Origin of the sequence: Leptolyngbya sp. KIOST-1 (assembly GCF_000763385.1) — a bacterium.
Taxonomy (GTDB): domain Bacteria; phylum Cyanobacteriota; class Cyanobacteriia; order Phormidesmidales; family Phormidesmidaceae; genus Nodosilinea.
Genome location: NZ_JQFA01000002.1, coordinates 28,196 through 53,524, shown reverse-complemented (window position 1 = coordinate 53,524; position 25,329 = coordinate 28,196). Strand labels below are relative to the sequence as shown.

General features: G+C 62.6%; 22 protein-coding genes. 10 read left to right on the top strand and 12 right to left on the bottom strand.

Going from position 1 to position 25,329, the window contains the following annotated elements; all coding sequences use genetic code 11:
* Window positions 1–21 precede the first annotated feature (21 nt).
* Together NF78_RS00280 and NF78_RS00275 are read left to right on the top strand one after the other, a co-directional pair.
* A complete protein-coding gene (locus NF78_RS00280) occupies window positions 22–645 on the top strand; it encodes a methyltransferase domain-containing protein (protein WP_225885181.1) in 624 nt (207 codons plus the stop codon).
* Between the two features lie 20 nt (window positions 646–665).
* A complete protein-coding gene (locus NF78_RS00275; protein WP_035984256.1) occupies window positions 666–2,063 on the top strand; it encodes an FAD-dependent oxidoreductase in 1,398 nt (465 codons plus the stop codon).
* A gap of 82 nt (window positions 2,064–2,145) precedes the next feature.
* Here the strand turns inward: NF78_RS00275 and NF78_RS00270 are convergent, their stop codons facing one another.
* Window positions 2,146–2,544, bottom strand: coding sequence for a response regulator (locus NF78_RS00270; RefSeq protein ID WP_035984255.1), 399 nt, complete (start codon window positions 2,542–2,544; stop codon window positions 2,146–2,148).
* A gap of 395 nt (window positions 2,545–2,939) precedes the next feature.
* On the opposite strand from NF78_RS00270, the gene gyrA reads away from it, so the two are divergent.
* From gyrA to NF78_RS00250, 4 genes are all read left to right on the top strand, one after another.
* Window positions 2,940–5,480 (top strand): DNA gyrase subunit A, encoded by a 2,541-nt coding sequence (gene gyrA, locus NF78_RS00265; protein WP_035984254.1) that lies wholly within the window; start codon window positions 2,940–2,942, stop codon window positions 5,478–5,480.
* An 87-nt stretch (window positions 5,481–5,567) separates the two neighbouring features.
* Window positions 5,568–5,795 carry a hypothetical protein gene (locus tag NF78_RS00260; protein ID WP_035984253.1) on the top strand — a complete coding sequence of 76 codons (228 nt, stop codon included), beginning with the start codon at window positions 5,568–5,570 and terminating at the stop codon, window positions 5,793–5,795.
* The gene (locus tag NF78_RS00255; RefSeq protein ID WP_035984251.1) at window positions 5,792–6,205 is read left to right on the top strand and encodes a putative toxin-antitoxin system toxin component, PIN family; all 414 of its coding nucleotides are present in this window, start codon (window positions 5,792–5,794) and stop codon (window positions 6,203–6,205) included. Before NF78_RS00260 ends, NF78_RS00255 begins: the two co-directional genes overlap by 4 nt.
* A gap of 250 nt (window positions 6,206–6,455) precedes the next feature.
* Entirely contained in the window at window positions 6,456–7,679 is a 1,224-nt protein-coding gene (locus tag NF78_RS00250) for an ABC transporter ATP-binding protein (protein ID WP_225885328.1), read from the top strand.
* 11 nt (window positions 7,680–7,690) lie between these two features.
* On the opposite strand, the gene NF78_RS00245 is transcribed toward NF78_RS00250, so the two are convergent.
* Window positions 7,691–10,144, bottom strand: coding sequence for a glycoside hydrolase family 31 protein (locus NF78_RS00245; protein ID WP_035984248.1), 2,454 nt, complete (start codon window positions 10,142–10,144; stop codon window positions 7,691–7,693).
* 213 nt (window positions 10,145–10,357) lie between these two features.
* Between NF78_RS00245 and NF78_RS00240 the strand changes: the two genes are divergently transcribed.
* On the top strand, window positions 10,358–11,791 hold the full coding sequence (locus NF78_RS00240; RefSeq protein ID WP_156119573.1) for a hypothetical protein: 1,434 nt from the start codon (window positions 10,358–10,360) through the stop codon (window positions 11,789–11,791).
* Window positions 11,792–11,795: 4 nt separating this feature from the next.
* Here the strand turns inward: NF78_RS00240 and cax are convergent, their stop codons facing one another.
* Window positions 11,796–12,875 (bottom strand): calcium/proton exchanger, encoded by a 1,080-nt coding sequence (gene cax, locus NF78_RS00235; protein WP_035988194.1) that lies wholly within the window; start codon window positions 12,873–12,875, stop codon window positions 11,796–11,798.
* Between the two features lie 333 nt (window positions 12,876–13,208).
* Here cax and NF78_RS27845 point away from each other — a divergent pair, with 333 nt between their 5' ends.
* Window positions 13,209–13,598, top strand: a complete 390-nt coding sequence (locus tag NF78_RS27845; RefSeq protein ID WP_052049468.1) for an MliC family protein — start codon at window positions 13,209–13,211, stop codon at window positions 13,596–13,598.
* Between the two features lie 21 nt (window positions 13,599–13,619).
* Here the strand turns inward: NF78_RS27845 and NF78_RS00225 are convergent, their stop codons facing one another.
* The 3 genes from NF78_RS00225 to crtL form a co-directional block, all read right to left on the bottom strand.
* Entirely contained in the window at window positions 13,620–14,369 is a 750-nt protein-coding gene (locus NF78_RS00225) for a circadian clock KaiB family protein (protein WP_035984246.1), read from the bottom strand.
* A gap of 8 nt (window positions 14,370–14,377) precedes the next feature.
* The gene (locus NF78_RS00220) at window positions 14,378–15,769 is read right to left on the bottom strand and encodes a type IV pilus twitching motility protein PilT (protein WP_072016107.1); all 1,392 of its coding nucleotides are present in this window, start codon (window positions 15,767–15,769) and stop codon (window positions 14,378–14,380) included.
* A 237-nt stretch (window positions 15,770–16,006) separates the two neighbouring features.
* A complete protein-coding gene (crtL, locus tag NF78_RS00215) occupies window positions 16,007–17,236 on the bottom strand; it encodes a lycopene beta cyclase (protein WP_035984244.1) in 1,230 nt (409 codons plus the stop codon).
* Between the two features lie 264 nt (window positions 17,237–17,500).
* Here crtL and NF78_RS00210 point away from each other — a divergent pair, with 264 nt between their 5' ends.
* The gene (locus tag NF78_RS00210; protein ID WP_197064722.1) at window positions 17,501–18,247 is read left to right on the top strand and encodes a PrsW family glutamic-type intramembrane protease; all 747 of its coding nucleotides are present in this window, start codon (window positions 17,501–17,503) and stop codon (window positions 18,245–18,247) included.
* Window positions 18,248–18,254: 7 nt separating this feature from the next.
* Here the strand turns inward: NF78_RS00210 and NF78_RS00205 are convergent, their stop codons facing one another.
* Window positions 18,255–18,767, bottom strand: coding sequence for an adenine phosphoribosyltransferase (locus NF78_RS00205; protein WP_035984243.1), 513 nt, complete (start codon window positions 18,765–18,767; stop codon window positions 18,255–18,257).
* Window positions 18,768–18,800: 33 nt separating this feature from the next.
* Window positions 18,801–20,045, bottom strand: coding sequence for a magnesium/cobalt transporter CorA (gene corA / locus NF78_RS00200; RefSeq protein WP_035984242.1), 1,245 nt, complete (start codon window positions 20,043–20,045; stop codon window positions 18,801–18,803).
* A gap of 198 nt (window positions 20,046–20,243) precedes the next feature.
* On the opposite strand from corA, the gene NF78_RS00195 reads away from it, so the two are divergent.
* Complete coding sequence (locus NF78_RS00195; RefSeq protein ID WP_035984241.1) at window positions 20,244–21,788, top strand: phytoene desaturase family protein; 1,545 nt, start codon at window positions 20,244–20,246, stop codon at window positions 21,786–21,788.
* A gap of 59 nt (window positions 21,789–21,847) precedes the next feature.
* On the opposite strand, the gene NF78_RS00190 is transcribed toward NF78_RS00195, so the two are convergent.
* The 4 genes from NF78_RS00190 to NF78_RS00175 form a co-directional block, all read right to left on the bottom strand.
* On the bottom strand, window positions 21,848–22,186 hold the full coding sequence (locus NF78_RS00190; protein WP_035984239.1) for a hypothetical protein: 339 nt from the start codon (window positions 22,184–22,186) through the stop codon (window positions 21,848–21,850).
* Window positions 22,187–22,236: 50 nt separating this feature from the next.
* Window positions 22,237–22,830 (bottom strand): hypothetical protein, encoded by a 594-nt coding sequence (locus tag NF78_RS00185; protein WP_035984238.1) that lies wholly within the window; start codon window positions 22,828–22,830, stop codon window positions 22,237–22,239.
* 86 nt (window positions 22,831–22,916) lie between these two features.
* Entirely contained in the window at window positions 22,917–25,022 is a 2,106-nt protein-coding gene (locus tag NF78_RS00180; RefSeq protein ID WP_035984237.1) for an IS1096 element passenger TnpR family protein, read from the bottom strand.
* 96 nt (window positions 25,023–25,118) lie between these two features.
* Window positions 25,119–25,328, bottom strand: a complete 210-nt coding sequence (locus NF78_RS00175) for a hypothetical protein (protein WP_197064721.1) — start codon at window positions 25,326–25,328, stop codon at window positions 25,119–25,121.
* Window position 25,329 lies beyond the last annotated feature (1 nt).

Here is a 25,329-nt window from a genome sequence, read left to right as displayed (position 1 = left end):
CGAGCATACACCGGAGCCTCCGTGACCGCACCCACCCCGTCGCCGCTGCCCTCCCCCCTGAGTGCCCCCGCCTGGGAGCAGCGCTACCAGCAGGGCACCCCCCGCTGGGATTTGGGCCAGCCCGCCCCCGCCTTCCAGACCCTGCTGACCGCCACTGACCCCCCCCCGCCTGGCCCGGCCATTGTGCTGGGGGCGGGGCGCGGCCACGACGCCCTCTGGTTTGCCCGCCATGGCTTTGCGGTTACCGCCGTGGACTTTGCCCCCTCGGCGATTGAGGCGCTGAAGGAGCAGGCCCAGGGACAAAACCTGCCCCTGCGATCGCTGCAGCGGGATATGTTTGACCTGCTGCCCGAGTACGCCGGGCAGTTTGCCTACGCCATCGAGCACACCTGCTTCTGCGCCATCGACCCCGATCTGCGGCCTGCCTACGTGGATCTGGTGGCCGATCTGCTGCGGCCCGACGGTGAGCTGCTGGCCGTGTTCTTCACCCATAAGCGCTCTGGCGGGCCGCCCTTTGGGACTACCGCCGCCGAAGTCCGTCAGCGGTTTAAGCTTCGTTTTGACATCCTGACCCTGGAGCCCGTGGCCAACTCGGTAGCCGCGCGCCAGGGGGAGGAGCACTGGGGACGGCTGCGGCGACGCTAGGCGGGGAATGAGGGGCCACGATGACCATTGACTACGACGCGGTAATTTTGGGCGGCACGGTGCAGGGGCGTGAGGCAGCGGCTCTGGCGGTGCGGGAGGGGGCGCGGGTAGCCCTGGTAGAACCGCCGGGCACCGTGGATTTGGGCCTGCGCCGCCAGATCCTCCTCGCCGCCCTGGCCGGGGCGGCAGACTCCACCCCCTGGGCTGACCTGAAGCGCCAGGTCAGCGCCCTGGAGGCCGTGGCCTACCCGCAGCTCAGTCTCGATCGCCTGGCCACCAGCGGGGTGGATGTGGTGCTGGAGCCGGGGCAGTTTAGCCCCCGACCACAGCTGGCGGTAACCACCGCAACGCGGCGAATCCGGGGGCGGGGCTACCTGCTGGCCCCCGGCACCGATGTCACCGTCCCCGACATTCCCGGCCTGGCCGAGACTCCGTTTCTGACGGTGGACAAGCTGCTGACGCTAGACGCCCTGCCGGAGAGCGCCATTGTGCTGGGCCGTAGCGGGACAGCGATCGCCCTGGCCCAGGCGTTGGCCCGGCTCGGTACCCGCACCACCCTGGTCAGTCGGGGCCACACCCTGCTGCCTACCGAAGACCCGGACCTGGCGGCCTTTGTCGCCGCCCTGCTGGAGGCGGCGGGGGTCAGCCTGCGGCTGGCGGCTCCGATCGACGGGGTGCGCCAACCGGATAACAGCGTTGAACTGCGGCTGGGCCAGGGGGCGATCGCGGCTCAGACGCTGATCCTGGCCACCGCCCCCCACCCCACCCTGGCCCACCTCAATCTAGAGAGCATTGGCATTCGGCCCCGGCGAGTCTACGGCACGGCGGTGGCTCTGCCCGTGGACGATCGCCTGGTCACCGCCCACCGCCGCGTGTTTGCCTGCGGCCCTGGCCTGGGCGGCTACTGGGCCGAAACCACCGACCACCAGGATGTGGCGATCGCCCTGCGCAACCTGCTCTATCTGCCCTGGCGGCAGCTATCGGTGCTCAACCGTCCGGCCCTGCTGCCCACCCGGCCCGAGTACGCCCGGGTGGGTCTCGCCGCCACCCAGGCCCAGCGCTGGTACGGGGGCGACGCCACGGTGCTCCAGGTACCCCTGGGGCAGGTGCTCAAAGCCCATTGTGGGCCAGATATTCTGGGCTTTTGCCGCTGCACTGTGCGGGCCGACGGGCATATCCTGGGGGCTCAGATCTGCGGGGCCGGAGCCAGCGACCTGATCCACGCGCTGACCCAGGCCCAGCACCAGGGCATTCCCCTCCACCGCCTGGAGCGCCTGCCCACCCTACCCCACAGCCTGAGCGCTATCTTGCCCCTACTGGGAGCCGCCTGGCAGCAGCAGCGCTGGCGGCCCGGCACCTGGCAGCGCGACTGGGCCGAGAACTGGTTTAACTGGCGGCGATCGCGGCCCCGGCGGTGAAGCCGGGAAGGCGACACCAGGGGAAGCCCCCTAACCGTCTCTGGCTTGCTAAACTGGTCTAAATAAAGTACAAGTGTACTTGTCAGGAGTCGCCCATGGTCGCCTTGATCTGGTCTACGAATTCCTGATGGTCGATCACCGGCTTCGAGATATAGCCATCCGCACCGCTCTGGCTCAGGAACGACTCGCGATCGCCCTCCATGGCGTGGGCGGTCACCAAAATCACCGGCAGGCTTGCCGTGGCGGGGTCGGCCTTCAGCAGCTGGGTAATCTTGATGCCGTCCATGGGCTTGCCCTGGTACATGCTGTGGGCCAGCGACACATCCATCAAAACCACGTCAACTTCGCCGCTGCGGGCAATGCTCATGACCTCTTCTACATCTTCAGTGTGCTTCACGGCCAGGCCACCGCGCTTGGTCAAAATTTTAGAAAACACCCGCGCGTTTACCAGATCGTCTTCCACCAGTAAGACGGTTTTCATCGCCTGTCTCCGTACCTGTCCTTGAAAAGTATGGTAGTAAAACGTAAAAAGGGGTTGATGCCGTGGGGGTCGCACCCAGGGCTAAATCAACGCTAAATCAGCAGCTGAACCAACGGGCTAAATCAACCCGGAGCAATCGGGGCATCGCTGGGGCAGGGTATCTCGGGCCGGCCCCTCAACCAGTCAACCCGTTCGGCTAGGGGCTTGCCAGGTCCATGGGCTTGCCTATACGTTACAGCATTGTTACGGCTAATCTATCGGGGTCGATCAAATTTGACCTGTCATTTAAGCCATAATTTGCTACTCAAAATGTTGTTTTAAGCCGTCGCTATGGCTAAACTCAACTACCGCCTGGTCTAAACCGCCGAACTTCGTCTCTTTCAGGAACCCCGCCCATGGCCGACCAACTCGACATCCTTGCCTCCGGGCAGATTGTGCCCACCTCGCTCCACACCGAGGTGCAGCGGTCGTACCTGGAATACGCTATGAGCGTGATCGTGGGCCGGGCCCTGCCCGATGTGCGCGACGGGCTGAAACCCGTGCACCGCCGCATTCTCTACGCCATGCACGAGCTGGGGCTAACCCCCGATCGCCCCTACCGTAAGTGTGCCCGTGTGGTGGGCGACGTGCTGGGCAAGTACCACCCCCACGGCGACCAGGCGGTGTACGACGCCCTGGTGCGGATGGTGCAGACCTTCTCCAGCCGCTACCCGCTGCTGGACGGCCACGGCAACTTTGGTTCGGTGGACAACGACCCCCCGGCGGCCATGCGCTACACCGAAACCCGCCTGTCGCCAGTCAGCAACGAGGCCCTGCTGGGCGATATCAGCGAAGCTCTGGTCGATTTCATCGACAACTTCGACAGCTCCCAGCAGGAGCCGGTGGTGCTGCCTACCCAGCTGCCCAACCTGTTGCTAAACGGGTCTTCGGGCATTGCCGTGGGCATGGCCACCAACATTCCGCCCCACAACCTGGGCGAGGTGATCGACGGGCTGGTGGCAATGATCGATCGCCCAGCCATTACCGACGACGAGCTGTTTCGCCTGATCCCCGGCCCCGACTTTCCCACCGGCGGCGAGATCATCGGCACCGAGGGTATTTTGGAGGCCTACCGCACCGGGCGGGGCAGCATTCCGGTACGCGGGGTCTGCCAGTTTGAGGAGGTGCACCCCGGCAAGGGGCGGCAGCGACGCAATGCGATCGTGGTCACGGAACTGCCCTACCAGGTGAACAAGGCGGGCTGGATTGAGAAAATTGCTCAGCTGGTGAATGCCGGGCGGCTGGAGGGCATCGCCGATATTCGCGACGAGAGCGATCGCGACGGCATGCGAGTGGTGATCGAGCTCAAGCGCGACACCCCGGCCCAGCGGGTGCTCCAGGACCTCTACCGCACCACTCCGCTGCAGAGCAACTTCGGCGTGATCATGCTGGCCCTCGACAACGGCCAGCCCCGCCAGCTGCCCCTGCGGGACGTGATGCAGGCGTTTCTGGACTTTCGCGAAACCACCCTCACCCGCCACTACCAGCACCAGCTGGAAAAAACCGAGGCCAAGCTGCACATCACCGAGGGCCTGCTGACGGCGCTCAACAACCTCGACGCGATCATCGACATTCTCCGCAACGCCCCCGACGGCACCACCGCCAAGCAGACCTTCCAGCAGCGCTTTGACCTCAGCGAACGCCAGTCGGACGCGATTCTGGCTATGCCCCTGCGCAAGCTCACCGGCATGGAGCGCCAGGGCCTGGCCACCGAGGCCGAGGAACTGACCCAGCGGCGGGATGAACTGAACCGGCTGCTGAACGATCGCCATGAACTGCTCAAGGCGATGAAAAAAGAGCTTAGATCCCTGAAGAGAAAGTTCAATGACCCCCGCCGCACCCGCATCCAAACCGAGGCCGAGCGGGCCGAAGAAACCCAGCAGATCGAAGAGATTATCGCTGAGGTGGCCGAAGAGGAAACTGTGGTGGAGTTTACCCAGAAGGGCTACGTGCGCCGCTACTCGCAAAAGTCCTACCAGCGGCGGCAGGCCCGCCTGGAGGTGGACACCAACCCCAAACTCCACGAGGTAGAGGAAGACCCTGTAGTGCAGACTGAGGCCGCCCTCACCACCCAGGAGGTGCTCACCCTGACCCGCGATGGCCGCGCCTTTACCGTGGCGGTGGAGGCCATTCCCAACAACCCGCGCCAGGGCAAGGGATCGCCCCTGGTGAACCTGCTGCCGGGGTCTGTGCCCCCCGACGCCGAAGCGATCGTGGCTCAGTTCATCATCCGGGACGATTTGCTGGAGCAAGACCTGATTTTGGTCACCCGCAAGGGCAAAATCAAGCGCGCCCCGCTGCAGGAGTTTACCAACCTTACCGGCCGCGGCCTGACGGCGATGAAGGTCAAAGACGGCGACGAGCTGGCCTACGTCACCCTGGCCGAGCTAGGGGATGACCTGGTGCTGGGCACCACGGGCGGGCGGCTGCTGCGCTTCCCCATCGACGACGATAACCTGCCTATCATGGGCCGCGCCGCCCAGGGCCCCCAGGGCATTCGGATGGGCAAAACCGAAACCCTGGCGGGCTGTGTGCGGGTGCAGTCGAGCAAAGACTGCCTGCTGCTGGTGACGGCGGCGGGCTACGCCAAGCGCCTGCCCATCGAGGGTATGCGGGTGGCCAAGCGCGGTGACATTGGCACCCAGTCGTTCCAGTTCAGCCTCAAGAGCGACAAACTGGTGGCGCTGCTGCCCGCAGTGCCTCGCAGCAGCATCACGGTATTCACCAATGGAGACCGAACGGCGGTGATTCCCACTGAGTCGGTGCCGCGCCAGGGCAGGACCGGGGAGAGCGATCGCCTCATCAAGCCCAACAAAGGCGAAACCATCACCCAGGTTATTCGAGCCAGTTGGCTAGAGAACGGCGACTCAAGTAAGGCCGGTTCAGAAGAAGAATAGAATGGGTTGGAGCAGAAGGTTTGAGCTGCGGATAAATGTTACCTGGCACCTAAGCCTGAGTCAAGAAGTAGGACACGAGGCCAAGCTATGGAAGCTGTTGAGTTCGAAGCCAATATCAAAAATGGCAGCATAGAAATTCCAGCTGCCTACAGAGCTGACTTGGTAGAAGGCGATAAAGTTAAGGTCATTGTGCTCACGCCACGTCAGGCCGAGCACGTTCAAGCGATCAAAGCTTTGTTCAAAAAGACTCAGTCGTTACCGCAAGCTCAACGGATTAGCGAAGCTGAAATTGCAGCTTATCGAGCTGGACAGTGAAGGTTATTATTGACACCAGCGTTTTAATTTCGGCTGTTTTACGCGACCGCAACCCCGAATTCGTGATCCTATTTGTGCTTGAGCAAACCGATTTTACCTGGATTATTTCGGATGAAATTTTGGCCGAATATCAAAGTGTTCTTGCTCGACCGCGGCTAGAGATTCCCACCTCCATTCAGCAGCGCTGGCTCCGGCTGATCAACTCCCTTGCATACATGGTTGAAGTTGATCGGACATTCAGTTTTCCAAGAGATCAAAAAGATGCCAAGTTTTTAGCCTGTGCGTTGTCTACTGACGTTGATTTTTTGATTACTGGCGATCGCGATTTCTCGGAAGCTCGGCGCTTAGTTTCAACCACAATCCTTTCCGCATCCCAATCCAAGCGTATTGTCTGTGACCGTTACGCCTAAATGCAGTATTTATAGTCTCTAGCTTGCTACTTTGAGGGCCTACAAGTACATTTTTGCAAACATACAGCCCACCCTGCCGATCTTTAATGAACTACTGACTTGCTCGATCTATGATGCTTCAAGAGAATCTTTGATCTAGCACAGCTCACTCAATACCCTACTACCTTCTACCTTTCTCGTGGCCCACGTCGCAATTGAAAACGTCTACAAAACCTTTCCCAAGTCGCGTCAGTCCGACGACGAAGCAGCGCTGACCACCAACGGCGATCCCGGTGCGGTGCTCAAGCGCATCAACCTCACCGTGGAAGACGGCGAGTTTATGGTGCTGGTTGGCCCCTCGGGCTGCGGCAAGAGCACCCTGCTGCGCCTGATTTCTGGCCTGGAGGAGATTACCGGCGGCAGCATCTGGGTGGGCGATCGCAAAGTCAACGACCTGCCCCCCAAGCAGCGGGACACCGCCATGGTGTTTCAGAGCTACGCCCTGTACCCCCACCTGACGGTGTACGACAATCTGGCCTTCGGCCTGCGCCGCATGGGGGCCGACCTGAGCCAATCCCTGCCAGCCCTGGGGGAAAAGCCTACTCCCCTGAGCGACTCCCCCGCCAACCAGGAGCTGGAGCGCCTGCTGAGCCAGAGCCGCTGGTGGGAAAAGCCCCTGGTTTCTGTCACCCGCCGCCTGCCCCCCAGCCTGCGCTACATCTCCGAGGCCGAGCGGCTGATCGACGAGCGGGTGCGGGCGGTGGCCAAAATGCTGCAAATCGATGGGTTGCTGGGTCGCTACCCGCGCCAGCTCTCCGGCGGGCAGAAGCAGCGGGTGGCCCTGGGCCGGGCCATGGCCCGCAATCCCCAGGTGTTCTTGATGGATGAACCGCTCTCCAACCTGGATGCCAAACTGCGGCTGGAAACCCGCGCCCAGATTGTCAATTTGCAGCGGCAGCTGGGCATTACCACCATCTACGTCACCCACGACCAGGTGGAGGCGATGACCATGGGCCACCGGATCGCGGTGATGCACCAGGGCCAGATTCAGCAGGTGGCCACGCCCCTGGAGCTGTACAACCGCCCGGCCAATCGGTTTGTGGCGGGCTTCATCGGTTCGCCCTCGATGAACGTGTTTCCGGTGCAGGTGCAGGCGCCGTTTTTGCTGGTGCATCCGGAGTTTCGCCTGTCGCTGCCAAGCGATTGGGACGACCGGCTGCTGCCCTACGACGGCCGTGAGGCGCTGCTGGGGGTGCGCCCCGAGCACCTGAGCCTGGCCCTGCCCGCCCCCAAAAACATTCGCGGCCAGATCACCCACCTGGAGGCCCTGGGCAGCGAAACCTACCTGACGGTGCAGAGTGAGGCGCTGACGCTGGTAGCCAAGGTGGCCCCCGACGAGGTGGCGCGGATTGGCGACGAGGTGTGGCTCGCGATCGCCCCTGAAAAAGCCCACCTGTTTGACCCGGCCAGCGAGCGATCGCTGTGGAGCAGCTGATCCGCTGCCGCTTAGATCTGCAGGCGAACCTGCTCAAAGGTCTGGCAGGTAATCGTTTGCCCATCCACTGCCGCCGTCTGACCATCCACCCAGGCCTGCCCTAGCGCTGGCCCGTGCAGGTGCAGGGTGACCTGCCCGTAGGGAAAGGCGTAGTCGCCCTGGGATTGCCAGGTGAGGGTCAGGGTCTGCCCCTGCTGGTTCAGGTGCCAGTGATCGATGCGCCAGTCGCCGTAGCCCTCGCCGGCATCGCTGTAGAGCCGCTGACCGGCTGCCGACCTCTGGGAGTCGGGGGACGGGGGGTAGAGGTGTAGGGTGAGGGTGTCCCCCTCGGCCAGGGGCAAAATGCTGCCGCCCCTGACCAGTAGCGGTATCTGCTCCAGCGGGGCGGCTAGCTCGACGGTCTGCCCACCGCTGGAGCGGGTGTCGTCCCAAAAGTTGTACCAGTCACCAGGGGGTAGGTCGCAGGGCCGCGATCGCAGCCCCTGGCCCAGCACCGGGCACACCAGCAGCGCATCCCCCAGGCAAAAAGCATCCTCCCGGTTCCACAGGGTTGCATCGCTGGGGTTGAGCCAGAACAAGGGGCGCACCGGGGGATAGCCGCGATCGCTGGCCTCCCAGGCCAGGGTGTAGAGGTAGGGCATCAGCTGTTCACGCAGGCGCAGAATGCGGCGCAGAATGCCCAGGTAGGGCTCTCCGTAGGTCCAGGGGGCGCGGTGCCCCACGCTGATGGCGCTGTGGGTGCGGTAAAACACGGTAAAGGTCGCCATCTGAAACCAGCGCAGGTATAGCTCTCCCCCTGGGTTGCCCAAAAACCCGCCGATGTCTGAACCGCAAAAGGCAACGCCCGAGAGCCCCAGACCCAGGAGGGTGGCCACGGTCTGGCGCAGCGCCTCCCAGGTGGAGACAATGTCGCCGGTCCAGGTCCAGGCATAGCGCTGCATCCCGGCCCAGCCCGATCGCGTCACCACAAAGGGGCGCATCTGAGGCCGATGGCGCCGCAGGCTCTCGAAGGCGGATCGGGTTTCCAGCAGGCCGTAGACGTTGTGGGCTTCGCGGTGGTCGCCGCCGCGGCCCTCCAGGCAGTGCTGGGTGGCCAGGGGCAGCGTGGGGTCGCCCCAGGCCACAAAGGCGGCGGGCTCGTTCATGTCGTTCCAGAACCCGGCTACCCCGGCCTGCAGCAGGTAGGCGAACTGACGGCTCCACCAGTCGCGCACCACTGGATTGGTAAAGTCAGGAAACACCGATCGCCCCGGCCATACGGGGGCCACCACCAGATCCCCATCGGCGTAGGTGCAGAAGGCGTCGAGAATTTGCCCCTCCAGAAACAGGTTGCTGTGGCGGTTGTGCTGAATGCCGGGGTTATTGATGGCAACTACCCGCACCCCGGCGGCGGCCAGCTCGGCGGTGAACTGTGGAAAAGCGGGAAACCGCTGGGGGTCGAGGGTAAAAGCACGGTGGTTGACCTGGCAGTCGATGTCGAGGTGAACGGCGGCCAGGGGCAGGTCGTGGGCCTGAAAGGTCTGCACCTCCTGGCGAAGGTTAGCTTCGGTGCGGTAGCCCCAGTGGGACTGCTGATAGCCCAGCGTCCAGCGCGGGGGTAGGGGGGGCCGCCCGGTCAGCTGGGTGTAGCGCTCCAGCAGCAGGGGCGGTGCCCCCACGGCCAGGTAGTAACGCAGGGCTCCGGCCTCGAAGGTGGCGGTAGCGCTGGGCTCGGGACTGTGATCAGCACCACCATGGGCCAGGGTCAGCTCGCCGCGAAAGGTATTTTCGTAGAACACCAGGTAGCTGCCCGCCCGGTGCAGGCCCAGGTACACCGGAATGCTGATGTACATGGGGTCGGTGCCCGGCTGGTAGATATTGCCCGGGTCGTAGTTCCAGAACCCGTAGGTCTTGGGCTGACCTGGGGCCACCGGGGCGCGCAGGTTGAAGGCGGCGGCCCGTTCCCCCAGGCCGTACAGGCATTCCTCATCCCGCAGGCGGGCGCTGTGCTGCCAGCCTTCCCCCCGGCGCTGGGGGGGCCGTTCCTGGCGAATGAGCTGGCCGCTGCGGTCGGCGATCGCAATGCCACCGTCCCACCCCACATTAATGGTTAGGTCCGGGCTGGAAATCCGCCAGCCCTTGGCCCGCTCCTCCAGCTCAGTGGCGACGGCTGGCCAATCGCGATCAGCCAGGGCGTAGGGCAGCGGCAGGCGTCCCGGTTGCCAGGTGACCCGAACAAAGTCTGGTGTCAGAAACACCAGCTCCAGGCTGGCCTGCTCGAAGTCAATCTGAACGCCGCGATCGCTGTGGCTGGCCCCCAACCCTTTGCCAACCGGGGTAGGGGCGATCGCTGTGGCAGACCGATAGGGGCGATCGCGCTGGTCGCGCCGCCAGGAGTACCAGAGGGCGTAGGGAGAGTAGCGCAAAAACCATAGGGCCTGCAGGATAAATTTCAGCCCCAGCCACAGTGGTTTCAGACCAGCCATTTGTCCTCGCCCCCAGCGCTCTTCCCGTCAGCCTAAGGGGTGAGGCGGCTGGTGGCGTCTGCTCGTGGCACGAGTCATCTGTCTACCCACCGGAGGAGTTGCCCTCAGCATGACTCAACCTGTCAACCCCGCTCCGATCTGCCCCTGGCTAGATGGGGAAACAGCCCCCCTGGGGTTTAATGGGGCGGAGCCTGGCCCTTTCTGAGATCCTCCGTGCCGCTTTCTCCCTACCTGGCCCTCAACAGACATCTGGCGGTTCGGGGCAAGAAGCCCCTCTACGTGACCGGCATGGACTCTGCCACCCAGGGGCTCCAGGCGGCGGCCAACTACCTCACGGGCGAAGATGTACCGGCCGGGGGGCCGGTGCCCCAGCTAGCCGTTGCCCTGGCCAACCTGGTCGGCAGCCTGCCCAATCGGCTCAACGATGCCGTGATCACCGGGCTGGGCTGGTTCGATGCCTCCACCCCAGGGGCGCTAGAGCGCGTGCGGGCCGAAACCATGGCCCAGTGGGCGGTAAACCAGTACCCCCAGCGCCAATATCCAGCCGTGATGATTGGCTCTTCCAACGGGGCCGCCTCCCACCTGTGCGCGGCCCTGGGCATTCCCTGGCTGCCCCAGACTCTGCTGGTCTGTACCCGCCACTCGGGCGACAAGGACGATCCCAAGCAGGCCCTGACCTGGGCCCAAGACCGGGTGCAGCGGCTGCTGGCGGCCAACCCCGACCTGGCCGCCTACCAGATGCACGACCCCAACCAGGACCGTTTGAAAGTGGGGCAGGTGGCCTATTTTCGGCTCAAGCGCCGGCGGTTGGGGGCTACCTATCGGCAGTTTCTCCAGCAAAACCTGATGCCGGGGGGTACCCTGCTGCTGCTGGAATGCAACTACAGCTGGCCAGCGACTCAGGTCAGCGATCGCCATTTTTTCCAGGTCGGTGGCAAGGGCGGCATCGATCGCCGAGAATATGTCGAGGGCAGCCCCCGGGTGGCCGACTTTCTCAGGCGGCAGGGGTCAGCGCATCGCCACTGGCACAGCCCCCCCGCCAACGGCAACTGGCCCGAGGCCGAGTGGGGCTTCGAGCCCGCCCTGCGCGACGATGTGCTGGCCTTTGCCCAGGCGCATGGCCTGCGGGTGCAGCGGATTGTATTTGACGACCCGCAGGCCCTCAGCCCCCTGGTGGCGGACCTCCACCGCTGGTGGTACGACCAGCTGGGTGTACCCAGCGATCGCCTGCTGGCCGAGTCCTTTGTCTACCTGCACCCCTGGCTGTGCATGCGCCTGGGCCTGGTGCCCTACTGGACGGTGTTCAACGACCAAACCTCCCTCGACCTGCTGCGGCGCGATCTCAACGCCACCCGCCCCTACAACGACATCTTTCTCACCCTGTTTGCCAACGGGCTCAACTCCCTGGGCATTGCTTCCCTTGAGCAGTGGCGCACCGAGATTCTGTCTCAGGCCCGGCGGCAGGGGCAGTTCCTCGGGGTAAACGAGCGCCGCTTTCCCCGCGACAACGCCTCACTCATTCAGCACTACCTCGACCTGAAGCGGCTACCGGGGCAGTTTCCCATCCCTGAGCCGCTCACCCTGGCCCAGCTGGAACAGTTTTTGGCCCAGGCGGGCGATCGCTACGCCGTGGAGTGGCTGCGCTAGCGGGCTACACCGGGTGAAAGAAAAACGACGCCCCTAGAATCGCAAAGGTAGACAGCAGCAGCACCCCCTCTAGCCAGTTCGATCGCCCGTCCAGGCTGATCAGGTTGGCAAACAGCACCGCAATCACCACCGCAATCACCTCAAACAGGCCAAAGTTGAGGTCCATGGGCTGGCCAATTAAGTAGCCCACAATCACCAAAATTGGGGCCACCAGCAGTGCCACCAGCAGGCTCGACCCCATCGAAATCGACACGGCCAGATCCATGTTGTCCTTCATCGCCACCCGCACGGCGGTGACGTACTCCGCCGCGCCCCCCACCAGCGGCAGCAAAATCACGCCGGTAAACAGGGCGGTAAAGCCCAGGCTGTTGGCCGCTTCCTCCACCGCACCGACAAAAATTTCCGACTCGATCGCCACCCCCACCGTGGCGGCCAGCAGCACCCCCACCCAGAGCCACACGTTGGGCTTTTCGTGCTCGCCGTGGCTGTCGTCCTCCAGGTCCGTGACCCCCACATCGTAGAGGTAGCTGTGGGTTTTGAGAGAAAACAGCAGGGTGAGGCCGTAGACCAAAATCATCACCGCCGCCACCGTGAGCGACAGGCGCTCAATGGTTTGGGGTTCGACAATGTTGGAGGTGTTGATAACCATGGCGGGCAGCACAATGGCCACCACCGCCAGGCTCATGGTCGAGCCGTTGATGCGGGCCACGGTTTGGTTGAACCCCTGCTCTTTATAGCGCAGCCCCCCGGCCAACATGGATAGCCCCATCACCAGCAGCAGGTTGGCCAAAATCGACCCGGTAATGCTGGCCTTAACAATGTCGATCAGCCCCGCCTTCAGGGCCACCAGGGCAATGATCAGCTCCGTGGCGTTGCCAAACACCGCATTGATCAGGCCGCCGATGGTGGGGCCCGTGACCACCGCCAGTTCCTCCGTCGCGGTGCTCAGCCAGATCGCCAGGGGCACGATCGCCACCGCCGACAGACCAAAGACAGCCAGAGCACCCCACTCCAGCCGTTCCGCCAAAACCGAAATGGGGATGAAGATCAGCAGCCCCAGGGAAACAATATTTTTCGTGGACATAAAGGACCAGCCAAAGGGACAGGTGGGCAATGGAGAAGCGATATTACCCCCGGGCAGCTCGGAACGTGCTGCTGCGGTGTAACCCTCTTTATTTCAGACTATTCTCTGCTGACTTAGCATTCTACGCAATCCTTGGCAAAACCTGGCTACCCGGCCCCATCGCCGGGCCATAATTCGGGGATTATCGGCAAAATTGACCCAGTTTTTGCGTTTAAGGGCACCGCAGCCGCTACAATGGCCAACTGCAGCAAATGTGTTCTTGAACACATTTTTATGGTGTGCTGAACCACACTTGCTGAGTTATACCCTTAAATCAAAATGGAGATAACGACGATGAAATCGATGCTGAAAACCTCTGCGGTTGCCCTGGTGCTAGCCGGTTTTGCCCTGGTGGGCTGCAATGCCCCGACCGACTCCACCGTCAGCGATGATGCCGCTGCCACTGACGAAATGGCCGCTGATGCGGGGACGGACGAGACCCTAGTGGACGAGACCGTGGTGTTTGAGTGCCCCGGCGGCGAAACCATTACCGCCCAGTTTGTCGGCACCGAGGAAGCGGTCGTCACCCTGCCCGACCAGGAACCCGTTACCCTGCCCGCCACCGAAGCGGCCTCCGGTGCCCGCTACAGCGACGGCACCACCACCCTGTGGAACAAGGGTGACGATGTGCTGGTGGAAGTGGACGACACCGTAGTGCTGGCGGACTGCACAGCCCAGAACTAGGTAGCTAATTGATGACACGCCCTAGGCCAGCAGCTGCATCATTTGTTCCTGGCTGAGCACATTGCCCACCACCCGCCGCACCGGCCCTGGTGACACCTGAAGCAGGGTCGGGGTGGCGGAAATGTGGGCGGCCTCTGCCTCGTCGGGGTGAGTCGTAACGTCGATGACCTGGAGCGTATAGGCACTGGGCAGCGTAGTCTCTAGGGCCTGGTGCAGCAGCCGCAGCATTTTCTCGGTGGCAGCGGTGTCCATGCCGTTGACAAACAGCTTGAAGCGGTGGGGCTGGGGCTTGAGCGGCGGCGGATTGTTTGCATCCATCGCCCCTGTCGGCCCTGCCGGGTCTACCATCGCGATCGCCTGATCCACCCGCACGATCAGATCGTGGCATTCCCACAGCTGCGGAAAAGCAGATCGGTAGGATTCGATCAGCGCCACGGAGCATTCCTCGGCGCTGCCGTAGTTGGGCTGCCACTCCAGGTGACCCAGGCCAAAGAGGGCATTGAGCAGCGCCTGAAACCGCAGGGCGCGGGGGTAGGCCTCCGCCACAGTAACCAGGGTTTGGTCGGCCGGGTTGACCCAGCGATCGACGGTGGCGGTAAAGCAGGGCAGCAAAAAGTAGGGCGGCTCGGCCAGCCCCAGGTGGGTTTGCAGCGCGGCGCACAGGTCCAGGTGCCAGTGGGCCCGCTTGTGCTCGTCTATGCAGTAGACACAGTCGCCCCCAGGGGTAAACAGGGCAATGCCCTTAAAGCTGGGGGCAACTGGGTCAGCCATAGCGGAGCCTAGACGCGCCCCCGCAGCATCTGAGCCATTTCGTTTTGCTTGGGCGACATCTCCAGCGCCGTCTCTTCGGTGATGCGGCCCGACTCGTAGAGGGCGTAGAGCGACTGGTTCATGGTGCACATGCCGTCGAAGGTACACTTGGGAATCAGCGCTTCGACTTCGTCGAGTTGGCCCCGCAGAATGTAGTCTTTGATGGCGTCGGTGTTGATCAAGATGTCGTGGAAGGCGGCCCGCTTGCCGTCGGTGGTGCGACAGAGCCCCTGGGCAATCACCGCTACCAGGGATTCGGCCAGGGCCACCCGCACCGGGGCCTGCTGCTCGGGTTCGTAGAGGTTGAGGATCCGCTCTACGGTTTTAACGGCGCTGTTGGTGTGCAGGGTGCCCATCACCAGGTGACCGGTCTGAGCGGCTTTCAGGGCGGTGTTGACGGTTTCCTTGTCCCGCATTTCGCCGACCAGAATGATGTCCGGGTCTTCCCGCAGGGAGGCCTTCAGGGCGTTGTCAAACTTCTGGGTGTGCAGGCCCACTTCCCGCTGCTTGATCAGCGATCGCTTGCTCTGGTGCACAAATTCCACCGGGTCTTCGATGGTGATGATGTTTTTGGGCATCTCGGTGTTGACGTAGTCAATCATCGCCGCCATGGTGGTGGACTTACCGGAACCGGTTGGGCCGGTGACCAGAATCAGACCCTTGTGGTAGTGGCACACGTCGCGGAAAATCGGCGAGAAGCCCAGCTGGTCGAGGGTGAGAATTTTGACCGGAATCAGACGCAGCACCATGGCGGGGCCGCGCAGGGAGTCGAAGATGTTGATCCGGATCCGGGTGAAGTCGTACTGGGCAGCGCCGTCGAAGTCGAGGGTCTGGCGGTACTCCTGAATTTCGTCGGGCCGCAGGATTTCCTCCAGCCAGCTGAAGAAGGTGGCCTCGTCGGTGACAGGGTACTCGGTGGGGGAAATGTCGCCGCGATCGCGGAAGCGAGGAATTTCCCCCACCCCCAGGTGAATATCAGAAAATCCTTTATCAAAGGCCTCACGCACAATCTTTTCGAGGGTGAGCCCGGTGCTGACCTTGGCGGTTTCGGTGGCCTTGGGCATGGGGGGCGGTGAGGCGGGACGGTGGCGGGCCTGCCCTGGAGCCGCGGCCGCCTGGGGCGGAGCGGCCGGAGCTGGAGGAGCCGCTGGAGCTGCGGGAGCGGTCCCGGGGGGCCTGGTGGCTGGAGCCGCAGTCGGAGCCTGACCAGCCGCGGCCTGGGCAGCGGCCTGGCCGGCCGCCCGCGCGGCCGCCTGAGCCCTTGCCTGAGCTGTAGCCTGAGCCTGGGCCGCCGTCTGGGGAGGTCGGGGCGGTGGCGGGGGAGCGGGCTGGGCCGCAGAGGCGTTGGGTAACTCAGCCATGAAAGGATTCTCCATAATGGATTCAACAGCGACAGGTACAACAATCGGGTAAGGACAGCGTGGCTACCCGTGGAATACAGTCAGGTTGCCCACATTACGTACAGAAGTTAGCCGGGATGGGGTTCGGGTGTACCCTAACAGCCCAGAGACCGCAAACCCGTCCGCCTGCGTATAGCCGTGGTCTTGGTGGCCCAGGTTATCACCCCTGAGTATACGTCATGTCACCGATTCGCTGATCTAGCTCATCAGGGTGCGCCCCAGCAGGTGCCCGTGGCTGAAAACCGATCGCATCAGTCCCAGCCGCACCGGGTTGGAGGCGCGGCCAAACAGCCCAACCATGGCCTGCACCACCTCAGGCAGGGTCAGATTGTCGGCCAAAAAGCCGGCCCAGTCATCGGTGGGCAGGTTAAAGAAGGCGGTAAAGAACTGATGCAGCTGCGGCGCATCAAAGGCCATCAGGTTTTCGAGGCCAAAGAGATAGAGGTAGTGCTTGCGGACGCGGTCGGCGGGCCAAAGGGCACCCCAGGCCTGACTGGCGGCCTGGGCGGGGGTGGTTTGGGCTGAGCTGAGGGCGGCGGCGATTACCGCCGCAAGCCCCGGTCCCCGCCGCAGCAGCGCCCCCACCATATAGCCCGACGCCGGGTGCACCATACTGGCCGCCCCGCCGAAGCCCACCACCCGCTGGGTGAAATCGGGCAGCGGCTGATTCATGGGAAACAGGCAGTGCTCCACATGGTGAATATCTTTGACCTCAATACCCCGATGGCGCAGGCGCTGGTACAGTCGCTGCTCTAGGGTCTCCATCGGCATCGCCGGGTGGTGGGCCAGGGAAGTCTCCTCCACAAAGTACATTCCATCCCCCAGGTCCATGGCGTAGAGAAAGGTGGGGGGCTGTTGGCGATCGCTGGGGGTCAGGTAATCGTCGCGAAAGTCCATAAACACCATCTGCTGCGGGTCGGTGGGCGGCTTGGAGAATCGACCCACAACCCCGTAGGCCGCCTGGAAGGAGATGGCTGAAGCCGCCGGACGCTGCACCAGGGCGGCCTGGTGTCCGGTGGCGTCGACCACCAGCCGCGCCGTCAGGATCTCCCCAGCCTCGGTGGTGACCCGGGTATGGTCGGCCAGGTGCTCCACCCGGCAGGCCCTGCCCTGATGCCAGGTGACCTGGTGCTGCTCGGCCAGCTCCAGCCAGTGGGTTTGCAGCCGATTGTTGTGCAGCAGACCGTACTCGCGATGCAGGGGCAGCCTGCCGCTGTTGACATGGACCACACAGTCCTTCCAGCGATGCTCCAAAAACGGCACCAGCCCCAGATCTTCCAGTTCGTCCACCCAAATGCCGTAGGTGTTGGGCCAGGGCTGCGCCGGATCACCCAGGGTCAACCCCTGCACCGCCAGCCCCGCCTCCGCCAGGGCTGCCACCAGCGATAGCCCCGCTGGCCCCGCGCCAATGACCAACACATCCTGCATGAATTGCCTGCCACCTCAAATGTTGTTGTGAATCCCTATCTTACAAAGATTGTGTCTCCTGTAGGTGAGGAGGTGAGGGGTAAAGGGGTAAAGGGGTGAAGGGTGAAGGTGAGTTCAAAATTTTGAATTCCCAATTTTGAATTAATTTATCTATCGGCCTCCCACCCACCCACTCACCTCCTCACCTACCCACCCACTCACCCACCCACCCACAGAGTCAGCCAATGTATGATTCAGAGGCGGTTTATCCTGGTGGATTGGCTGATGGCAAATCTGGCGAGCGATCCGAATCTGCTGGCGACGGCGGTGGGAATTATGGCGCTGGCACTGGCCCCACTGGCGTTTGTGCTGTGGTTTTTCTACACCCGCGACAAGCTCAATCCGGAGCCGCGGGGGCTGGTGCTGAGGATCTTTCTGCTGGGGGTGCTGGCCTACGTGCCGGTCTTTTTGGTGCGGCAAGTAATCCCTGCACCGGGTTGGCTGATGGCGATCGCGATCGTCCCTGTGCTGGCCGAGCTGGCCAAGTTTGGGGTCGTCCGGTGGGGCATCTACGACCACCCCGAGTTTGACGAACCTGTCGATGGAATTATCTTTGCGGCCGCCGCTGGCCTGGGCTTTGCCACCCTGGAGGTGATTGGCTCGATGCTCTACGCCTACTTTGCCGTGGCCCGGCTGGGGGTGCCGGGGGTCGCTGTCAACGCCTCCGCCTGGGCGGCAGTGCTGAACATGTTTGCCCTCAAGGGGCTGCTGACCGGACCGGGTCACGCGCTGTGGTCCTCCCTCTGGGGCTACGGCCTGGGGCTGGCCAAGTTTTCTGCACCGGGCCAGAACCGGGGGCTGGTGCGCAACGGTCTGCTGGCGGCGATTCTGGCCCACGCCGCCTTCAACGCCCTGGCGCTAGAGGCGAGTTGGTGGCTCAACCGGGTGGGCCTGGTGCTGGTGGTGGGGCTGCTGTGGGTGGTGGTGATGCGCTGTTTGCGCTACAGCCTGGCGCTCACGCCCCAGGACTGAGCCGTCCTCAGTACTGCAACAGCACGGTGACGGGCACCTCGGGCAATTTGGCCCGCCCCTCCAGCCCCACCAGCTCGATCACAAAACCAAATCCGGCTACGGTGCAGCCCGTTTTTTCCACCAGTTCGGCGGTGGCGGCGGCGGTGCCCCCGGTGGCGATCAGGTCATCGACAATCAGCACCCGGCTGCCCGTTGGAAAGGCGTCCTGGTGCAGCTCCAGGGTGTCGTTGCCGTACTCCAGGGCGTAGCTGGCGCGGTGAACAGCGGCGGGCAGTTTGCCGGGTTTGCGCACCGGGGCAAACCCCACCCCCAGCTTGTAGGCCAGGGGCACCCCAAACATAAAGCCCCGCGACTCAATGCCGACGATGTAGTCGGGCCGGTGCTCGGCCACCTGCTCGGCAAACACGTCAATGCTGTACTGCATAGCGGCGGGATTGCCCAGCAGGGGCGTTATGTCGCGGAACAGGATACCGGGTTTGGGAAAGTCAGGAATATCGCGGACGTGGGCTTTGAGATCCATCGGGGTGCAGGGGTTGTGGGCGTTGCTATGGTATCAACGTTTGGTGGTGGAAAAGTTGTCAAACCAGCCGCGCTTCCAGAAAAAGTAGATCTGCAAAGCCGCGATCGCCGCCATCATCCCCAGGCAGAGCACGTAACCCCAGTACCACTCCAGCTCCGGCATATTGAAGGGGGAATCCTCGGTGTCAAAGTTCATGCCGTAGATCCCGGCAATAAAGGTGAGGGGAATGAAAATGGAGGAGATCACCGTCAGCAGCTTCATCACCTCGTTCATGCGGTTGTTGATGGAGGACAGGTACACATCCATCAGGCTGGAGGCAATTTCTCGGTAGCTTTCAATGATATCCACCACCTGCACAATGTGGTCGTACACGTCCTGCAGGTAGACCCGCACCTCCTGACTGATCAGCTCATCGCTGTCGCGAATCAGGCTGTTGATCACGCTGCGCTGGGGCCAGATGTAGCGGCGCAGCTTCATCAGCCCCCGGCGCATGCGGTGGATTTTTTCGATGGTGTGGCTGGTGGGATTGGCCACCACTTCCTCCTCCAGGTCTTCGAGGGTTTCGCCAATCACCTCCAGCACCGGGAAAAAGCTGTCCACAATGGTGTCGAGCAGGGCGTAGGTGAGGTAGGCAGCATTTTGGCGGCGAATGGTGCCGGTCCCGCGACGGATGCGATCGCGCACCGGACCAAAGGAGTCCCACTCCGGCTCTTCCTGAAAAGTGACCAGAAACCCCTTGCCCAGCACAAAGCTGACCTGCTCGCTGCCCACCCCACTGCCCGTCGGCTTGGGCCGTACCATCTGCATGATGATCAAAATCTTGTCGTCGTAGAAGTCAATTTTGGGCCGGTGGGGTACGTTGACGATGTCTTCGAGCATCAGCGGATGCAGCCCAAAGGTCTGACTCATCTGAATCAGCTTGTCCTCGCTGCCCAACCCACGGGCATCGAGCCAGGTGACGCTATTGCTTGCCCCCAGGGCATAGCACTCCTCGGGGTGGTCGATAGCAGTGGTGCGCAGAGTCTCGGGGCCATAGTCAATCAGATGCAGCTCCGTGGGGAGGGCATCGGCGGGAATGCGCAGGGTGCCGGGCAGCGCCCCTGGGGGCGAATAGGTAAAGTCAAAGAGATTGTCCTCCGCCCAATCGCCTTCCCCTTTGGCAGCCGAGTCGATGTCGCAGTGGGGGCCAGCCGAGTCAGGCTGGCTGGCGGACCTGGAACGCCGGGAGGGGGCAGACGGAGAAGCCGCCTGTTTTGAAAGGTGTCTTCGTCGCGACATCGCCTGGCTGCCTCAATTTTTGCCGATTAGACCTGTGCCACATTCAGCATAGGGTCACAGCCGCCGGTTTGGTTTCAAAGCTGAAGCATTTTTTTGCCGGGAGGATTGACAGCCCCTCGGCCTGGCCAAAACAACGCCCTAGCGCCAAGATTAAAAGGTCCGTCGACCATCCATGGTCAGTCCCCCCAACCCCTCCCTATGACCTCTCCCTCCAGCATGCTTGTGATTGGCAGCGGCATTGGTGGCCTGTGCTGCGGAGCGCTACTGGCCCGATATGGCTACCGCGTTACCGTCTGCGAAAGCCACACCATTCCCGGCGGGGCCGCCCACGGCTTTGAGCGCCAGGGCTACACCTTTGACTCTGGACCCTCCCTCTATTCGGGCATGTCCTACCGGGGCTCCACCAACCCCCTGCACCACGTGCTCGATGCCATTGGCGAAGGCGACAGCATCACCTGGGCCAACTACGACACCTGGGGTGTGCGCATTCCCGAAGGCGACTTTGACACCACCATCGGCAACGACCAGTTTGCCGAGGTGCTGCAAACCCTGCGCGGCGATGCTGCCGTGCAGGACTGGCGACGACTGCAAACCGTGATGGAACCCCTGGGCAAAGCCGCCACCGCTCTGCCCCCGGCGGTTCTGCGGCTGGATCTTGGTGCCCTGCAAACCGTCGCCCCCTACGGCTGGGATTTGCTACGCAACGCTCCCGCCCTGACCCAGTCGAGCAAACCCTTCAGCACCGTGCTCGATCGCACCACCCAAGACCCCTTCATTCGCCACTGGATGAACATGCTGTGCTTTTTGCTCTCAGGGCTGCCCGCCGAGGGCACCAGCACCGCCGAAATGGCCTTCATGTTTGCCGAGTGGTACCGCCCCGGCGTCACCCTTGACTACCCCATCGGCGGCAGTGCGGCCCTGGTCGAAGCCCTGGTGCGCGGCCTGGAGAAGTTTGGCGGTACCCTGCGGCTGGGGGCGCACGTGGAGCAGGTTTTGGTAGAGGGGGGGCGGGCCAGCGGGGTAAGGCTGCGATCGGGGGAAACCCTCAGCGCTGACACAGTCATCTCCAACGCCTCAATTTGGGACACGCTCAAGCTGGTACCCGAGGTTGCACTGCCCAAAGCATTCGTAGAAGAACGCCAGGCGACTCCCGAGTGCCCCAGCTTTTTGCACCTGCACCTGGGCATCGATGGCGCGGGTTTGCCAGACAATCTGGCCTGCCACTACATCACGGTGGAAGACTGGGAACGGGGGATCGACGCGCCCCAGAACCTGATTGTAATGTCGATTCCCACGGTGCTGGACCCGTCTTTGGCCCCACCGGGCAAGCACACCATCCATGTCTATACCCCCGCCACCGAACCCTACGCCCTGTGGCAGGGGTTGGATCGCCGCAGCCCAGAGTATGCAGCACTGAAGAAAGAACGGGCCGAACCCCTCTGGCGCGCTTTGGAACGGGTCATTCCCGATGTGCGGCAGCGGGTTGAAGTAGAGCTGGTGGGCACACCGCTGACCCACGAGCGGTTTCTGCGCTGCCACCGGGGCAGTTACGGCCCGGCCATTTCAGCCCAGGACGGCCTGTTCCCTGGGCCAAAAACGCCCCTGGAGGGGCTGCTCTGCGTGGGCAGTTCGACGTTCCCCGGCATTGGTTTACCCGCCGTAGCCGCCTGCGGGCTGATCGCCGCCAACACCCTGGCCTCGGTGAGCCAGCAGCGGGCGATGCTGCGAGACGCGCTGGGGTAAGGAGACGGTAGCTGAGCAGAGCAGAGCAGAGCTTTGTGCAGCGATGATTTTGCCTGGCGTCAGAAGTATCCCCGGCGGGTGGTGAGCATCTTGTAGCCGAAGCTCATCGCCATCAGCGAAATGACAAACTGCCACAGGCTGGTGGGGTTGAGGATGGCGCGGCTGCTGACGAAAACGCAGAGGATGCCAAAGGCGATCGCCACCCAGCCCAGCACCTTTACCCCCGACGGCATAAACACCAGCATAAACACCCCTGCCGTCAGCGAGAGCACTGACAGGTTTGCCGCCACCCCCCGCCACCAGGGGGACGCGTAGGTGGTAAAGAAGATGTTATTGCCCAAGAAATACAGGCCCAACAGCATGAGGGCGAGACCAATTAGAGGAGTTAGCAGTCGCATCGTCAATTTTCACAGGTAAGGTCAATGTCAAACGAGATTGGGGCCTGGCGCTAGTCATCCGGGGCCATTCCAGGGTGGCCCATGCCCCAAGCAATCAGTAGCGGTATCCCCAGGCCCAGGCCCAGATTTAGCAGCAGCCAGCTGTAGGAGGCTGCACCGCTGAACCCGTGGATGTAGAAGCCCCGGCGGGTGGAAGACAGCAGGGCATCCCAGATCAGGTGGGCGCTGACGCCGACTGAAAGCCCCATGGCTCCGTCGCGCAGCCAGCCGGTGGCCGTCTTTTGCCATGCGGTCAGGGTCGGGATTTGCGCCAGCCACAGCCACCCGCCCAGCATCGCCAGGGGAATCAGTACCGAGTGAAACAGCCAGCTGCGGTGGATCAGCAGCCGCAGACCGGTGGCGTTGTAGAGGGGAATATCCCAGTCGGGAAAGGCCATGTAGAACAGGGTGCCGCTGAGCACCGGCACCCCCAGCTTGCGGAAAAAGAACAGCCCGCTAGCCCCCCAGATCAGCATCAGCAAAAACCAGAGCGGGTTGATGGCCGAGGCAGCCCTCCGCGCCCAGTGCTCCAGCACCCACCAGAACACCATGCCGGTGGCCATGCCCACGGCGAAATGCAGCAGCTTGTCCCCCAGAGCAGACATTGGCACAGAACCAGGAACCCTTCTAGACAGACCTACAAGGCCACAGTCAGGATTCCCGAAAGATGGAGATTTGCTTGCAGAAGACCTTACCAATCTGCACCGGGATATTGCTCAGGAGCCTCGCCGTGGGACTCGATGATGTTGCCGGCGGCTTTGGTGGATTTACCTTTGGTCTGCCTGGTCTTTTTCACCTTTGCGTTCTGAAAACCCTTAGGAGGCTCAGGCTCAGGCTCTACGGCCTCTAATACCACCGAAAACTGCCAATTATCGCCAAAGTCGTAGAGGTATTCCATGGTGCCGCCGACGGACAGCGGCAGGTCGCCAATTTTGACCTCGGTGGTGTAAAGGTCGCCGCTGGAGAAGGGGTGAAATGCCTTAACGCTCAGGCCCGTAGGGGTTTTGTAGGTAAACATATCCAGGTGGTCGTCGTCGAAATCGACCGACGCGCGAATCAGGTCGCTGAGGTCGGCCAGGGTGGCGTCTGCGGCGATCGCGATCCGCCGCCAAATTTTGCCCAGGCTCACCTTAAACACATGCCGCCCGGGGCGAAACTCAACCGTGGGCAACGCCAAACACCGATGCCACTCAGGGAAGTAGGGCCTCAGCAGGGGCTGCAGGTCACCCAGGGGCAGGGCGGGGTCGAGTATGCCGGGCCAGTTCGACGCCACCACCTCCGTTGCAGCATCAAAGGTCGCCATCACCGCCTTGCCCCAGGGCTGAACAACGATTTTCTTGAACCGCCAGCCTTTCTTGGGGTCGGGCTGGCCGGGGGTAATGGTGATGAAGCCAAACATTTCCATCAGGGCCAGGTTGTAGAAACTGGGGTAGTAGGCCAACCGATCCTGGGCGGCGTAGTTGGCGAAGGTGGCGTTGGCTTTTTTGGTCAGGAAGGGCCAGGCTTGCAGGCAGCGATCGCCCATCATCATGCGTCCAGAGCGTTCTTCGCCCAGCATTTCAGGGTGGCTGCGCAAAAACCAGACCTCCAGCAGCGACAGGTACTGCTCGGTGGGGTTGAGCTGCTGCCAGGATTGGTGAATCTCAGGATTTACCACCAGCTTGGCCTTGCTGCCCTCGGTGACGACCTGGGCCAGCCCGGTAGCCCGCAGCAGCAGGTACAGCCCGTGCACATTGGGATAGGACTTTTGCACCGGGCGCTGCATGGCGATCGCGATCGGCTGGCTCAGCCGCTGATTGATGTCTGCCGCTACCTTAGCGGGCATGTGCTGAAGCTTGCCGCTGAGGGGGACTCCCCTGGCGATCGCCGCCAGGGCAATCTCCAGGTCTCTCAAAATGGTGCCGGGAGCGGTTGCGGTAATGGTTTGGCTTTGGAGGGTGGCCTGGTGGTCGGGGGAAAGGGCGATCGCCTCGTTCCAGTCCAGCCGTTGCAGCTCCTCCCGCAGTTCCGCCGCATTCGCTACTCCTTCTTCTTCTTCGTCCAGGCTGGCCATCAGTTCTTCAGCGGCATCGGGGTCCATCTGCAGCAGCCCCCCAAAAAACTGAGACACCAGCTGCATGGGGTTTACCCTCTCTCCCGGCTTGGGTAGCTCAAGGCCCAACTGCTCAAAGGCCCGCTGCATGTCCGGAGGCGCGGTGGTCATTTCAAAGGATTCTGTCAGCAATTCTGCCGGGAGCATTGGCACTGTAGGCGGCATCGGCGGACGAGCTGGTAAATTGCGGTTGTATTCTTCTTGAAACGCCGTTACCCCCTCCTGGGTGGTCATATCAAACCCGGCGGCCATGCCCTGGGTTACAAAAGACTTGGCGATGCCGCCCCGCTGGGGGTCAAACATCCACTGGGGAAACTTAGTTTCGATCGATTGCAGGTATTTGGCGATCGCCTTGGCGCTCCGCAGTCGGTACTTGTCGTGCAAAAACGTCCAAAAGGCCACCAGTTCGTCGATCGCCCCGTCGGTATCGCTGGGGTCGAGCAGGGTCAGCTTGCGGGGCAGGGTGTACTCCATCACCTCCTGCACGTTGCCCTTGGTCATCTTGGGCAGGGTGTAGCCGCCGTAGAGGTAGGCAAACTCAATGAAGGTGCCAATCCAGCTGCCGCCCTCGGGGTTGCGCTCAATGCAGGCCTGACCGATGGGGGAATTGGCAAAGTCGGCGATCGCAACGAGGATGTAGTCCTCCAGCAGCGGTTCGGCTTCGTCGTAGTCCAGGTTGTCGAGCTGGTGAATTAGAAACGCCATCGCCGCCAGTCCCCAGAGATTGATCTTGGCTACAGGCTACCGCGAGGCTCCAAATTGGTTAAGGGGCCAGTTGCAAATTGTGACTACAGAGATTGACTACAGGGATTGACTGCATAGGGCAAAAAACGCCCGCAGCAGCCCCAGCAGAACTGGCATGTCGCCGATGCCGTGCAGCAGCGATTCTGACACCTCGCCCGCGATCGCCAGCCGATAAAACTTCCACCCCTCGCCATTGGTGACCATGCCGTAGGTATCCAGCGATCGCCCCATTTGCTGGTTAACCCACTGGCAGGCCTGCATCTCCACC

Excerpts from the sequence above, each read along its gene's own strand:
- NF78_RS00275 (WP_035984256.1), top strand. The coding sequence starts at position 666 with ATGACCATTGACTACGACGCGGTAATTTTGGGCGGCACGGTGCAGGGG.
- NF78_RS00270 (WP_035984255.1), bottom strand. The coding sequence starts at position 2,544 with ATGAAAACCGTCTTACTGGTGGAAGACGATCTGGTAAACGCGCGGGTG.
- gyrA (WP_035984254.1), top strand. The coding sequence starts at position 2,940 with ATGGCCGACCAACTCGACATCCTTGCCTCCGGGCAGATTGTGCCCACC.
- NF78_RS00260 (WP_035984253.1), top strand. The coding sequence starts at position 5,568 with ATGGAAGCTGTTGAGTTCGAAGCCAATATCAAAAATGGCAGCATAGAA.
- NF78_RS00245 (WP_035984248.1), bottom strand. The coding sequence starts at position 10,144 with ATGGCTGGTCTGAAACCACTGTGGCTGGGGCTGAAATTTATCCTGCAG.
- cax (WP_035988194.1), bottom strand. The coding sequence starts at position 12,875 with ATGTCCACGAAAAATATTGTTTCCCTGGGGCTGCTGATCTTCATCCCC.
- NF78_RS27845 (WP_052049468.1), top strand. The coding sequence starts at position 13,209 with ATGAAATCGATGCTGAAAACCTCTGCGGTTGCCCTGGTGCTAGCCGGT.
- NF78_RS00225 (WP_035984246.1), bottom strand. The coding sequence starts at position 14,369 with ATGGCTGACCCAGTTGCCCCCAGCTTTAAGGGCATTGCCCTGTTTACC.
- NF78_RS00220 (WP_072016107.1), bottom strand. The coding sequence starts at position 15,769 with ATGGCTGAGTTACCCAACGCCTCTGCGGCCCAGCCCGCTCCCCCGCCA.
- crtL (WP_035984244.1), bottom strand. The coding sequence starts at position 17,236 with ATGCAGGATGTGTTGGTCATTGGCGCGGGGCCAGCGGGGCTATCGCTG.
- NF78_RS00210 (WP_197064722.1), top strand. The coding sequence starts at position 17,501 with ATGGCAAATCTGGCGAGCGATCCGAATCTGCTGGCGACGGCGGTGGGA.
- NF78_RS00205 (WP_035984243.1), bottom strand. The coding sequence starts at position 18,767 with ATGGATCTCAAAGCCCACGTCCGCGATATTCCTGACTTTCCCAAACCC.
- corA (WP_035984242.1), bottom strand. The coding sequence starts at position 20,045 with ATGTCGCGACGAAGACACCTTTCAAAACAGGCGGCTTCTCCGTCTGCC.
- NF78_RS00195 (WP_035984241.1), top strand. The coding sequence starts at position 20,244 with ATGACCTCTCCCTCCAGCATGCTTGTGATTGGCAGCGGCATTGGTGGC.
- NF78_RS00190 (WP_035984239.1), bottom strand. The coding sequence starts at position 22,186 with ATGCGACTGCTAACTCCTCTAATTGGTCTCGCCCTCATGCTGTTGGGC.
- NF78_RS00185 (WP_035984238.1), bottom strand. The coding sequence starts at position 22,830 with ATGTCTGCTCTGGGGGACAAGCTGCTGCATTTCGCCGTGGGCATGGCC.
- NF78_RS00180 (WP_035984237.1), bottom strand. The coding sequence starts at position 25,022 with ATGGCGTTTCTAATTCACCAGCTCGACAACCTGGACTACGACGAAGCC.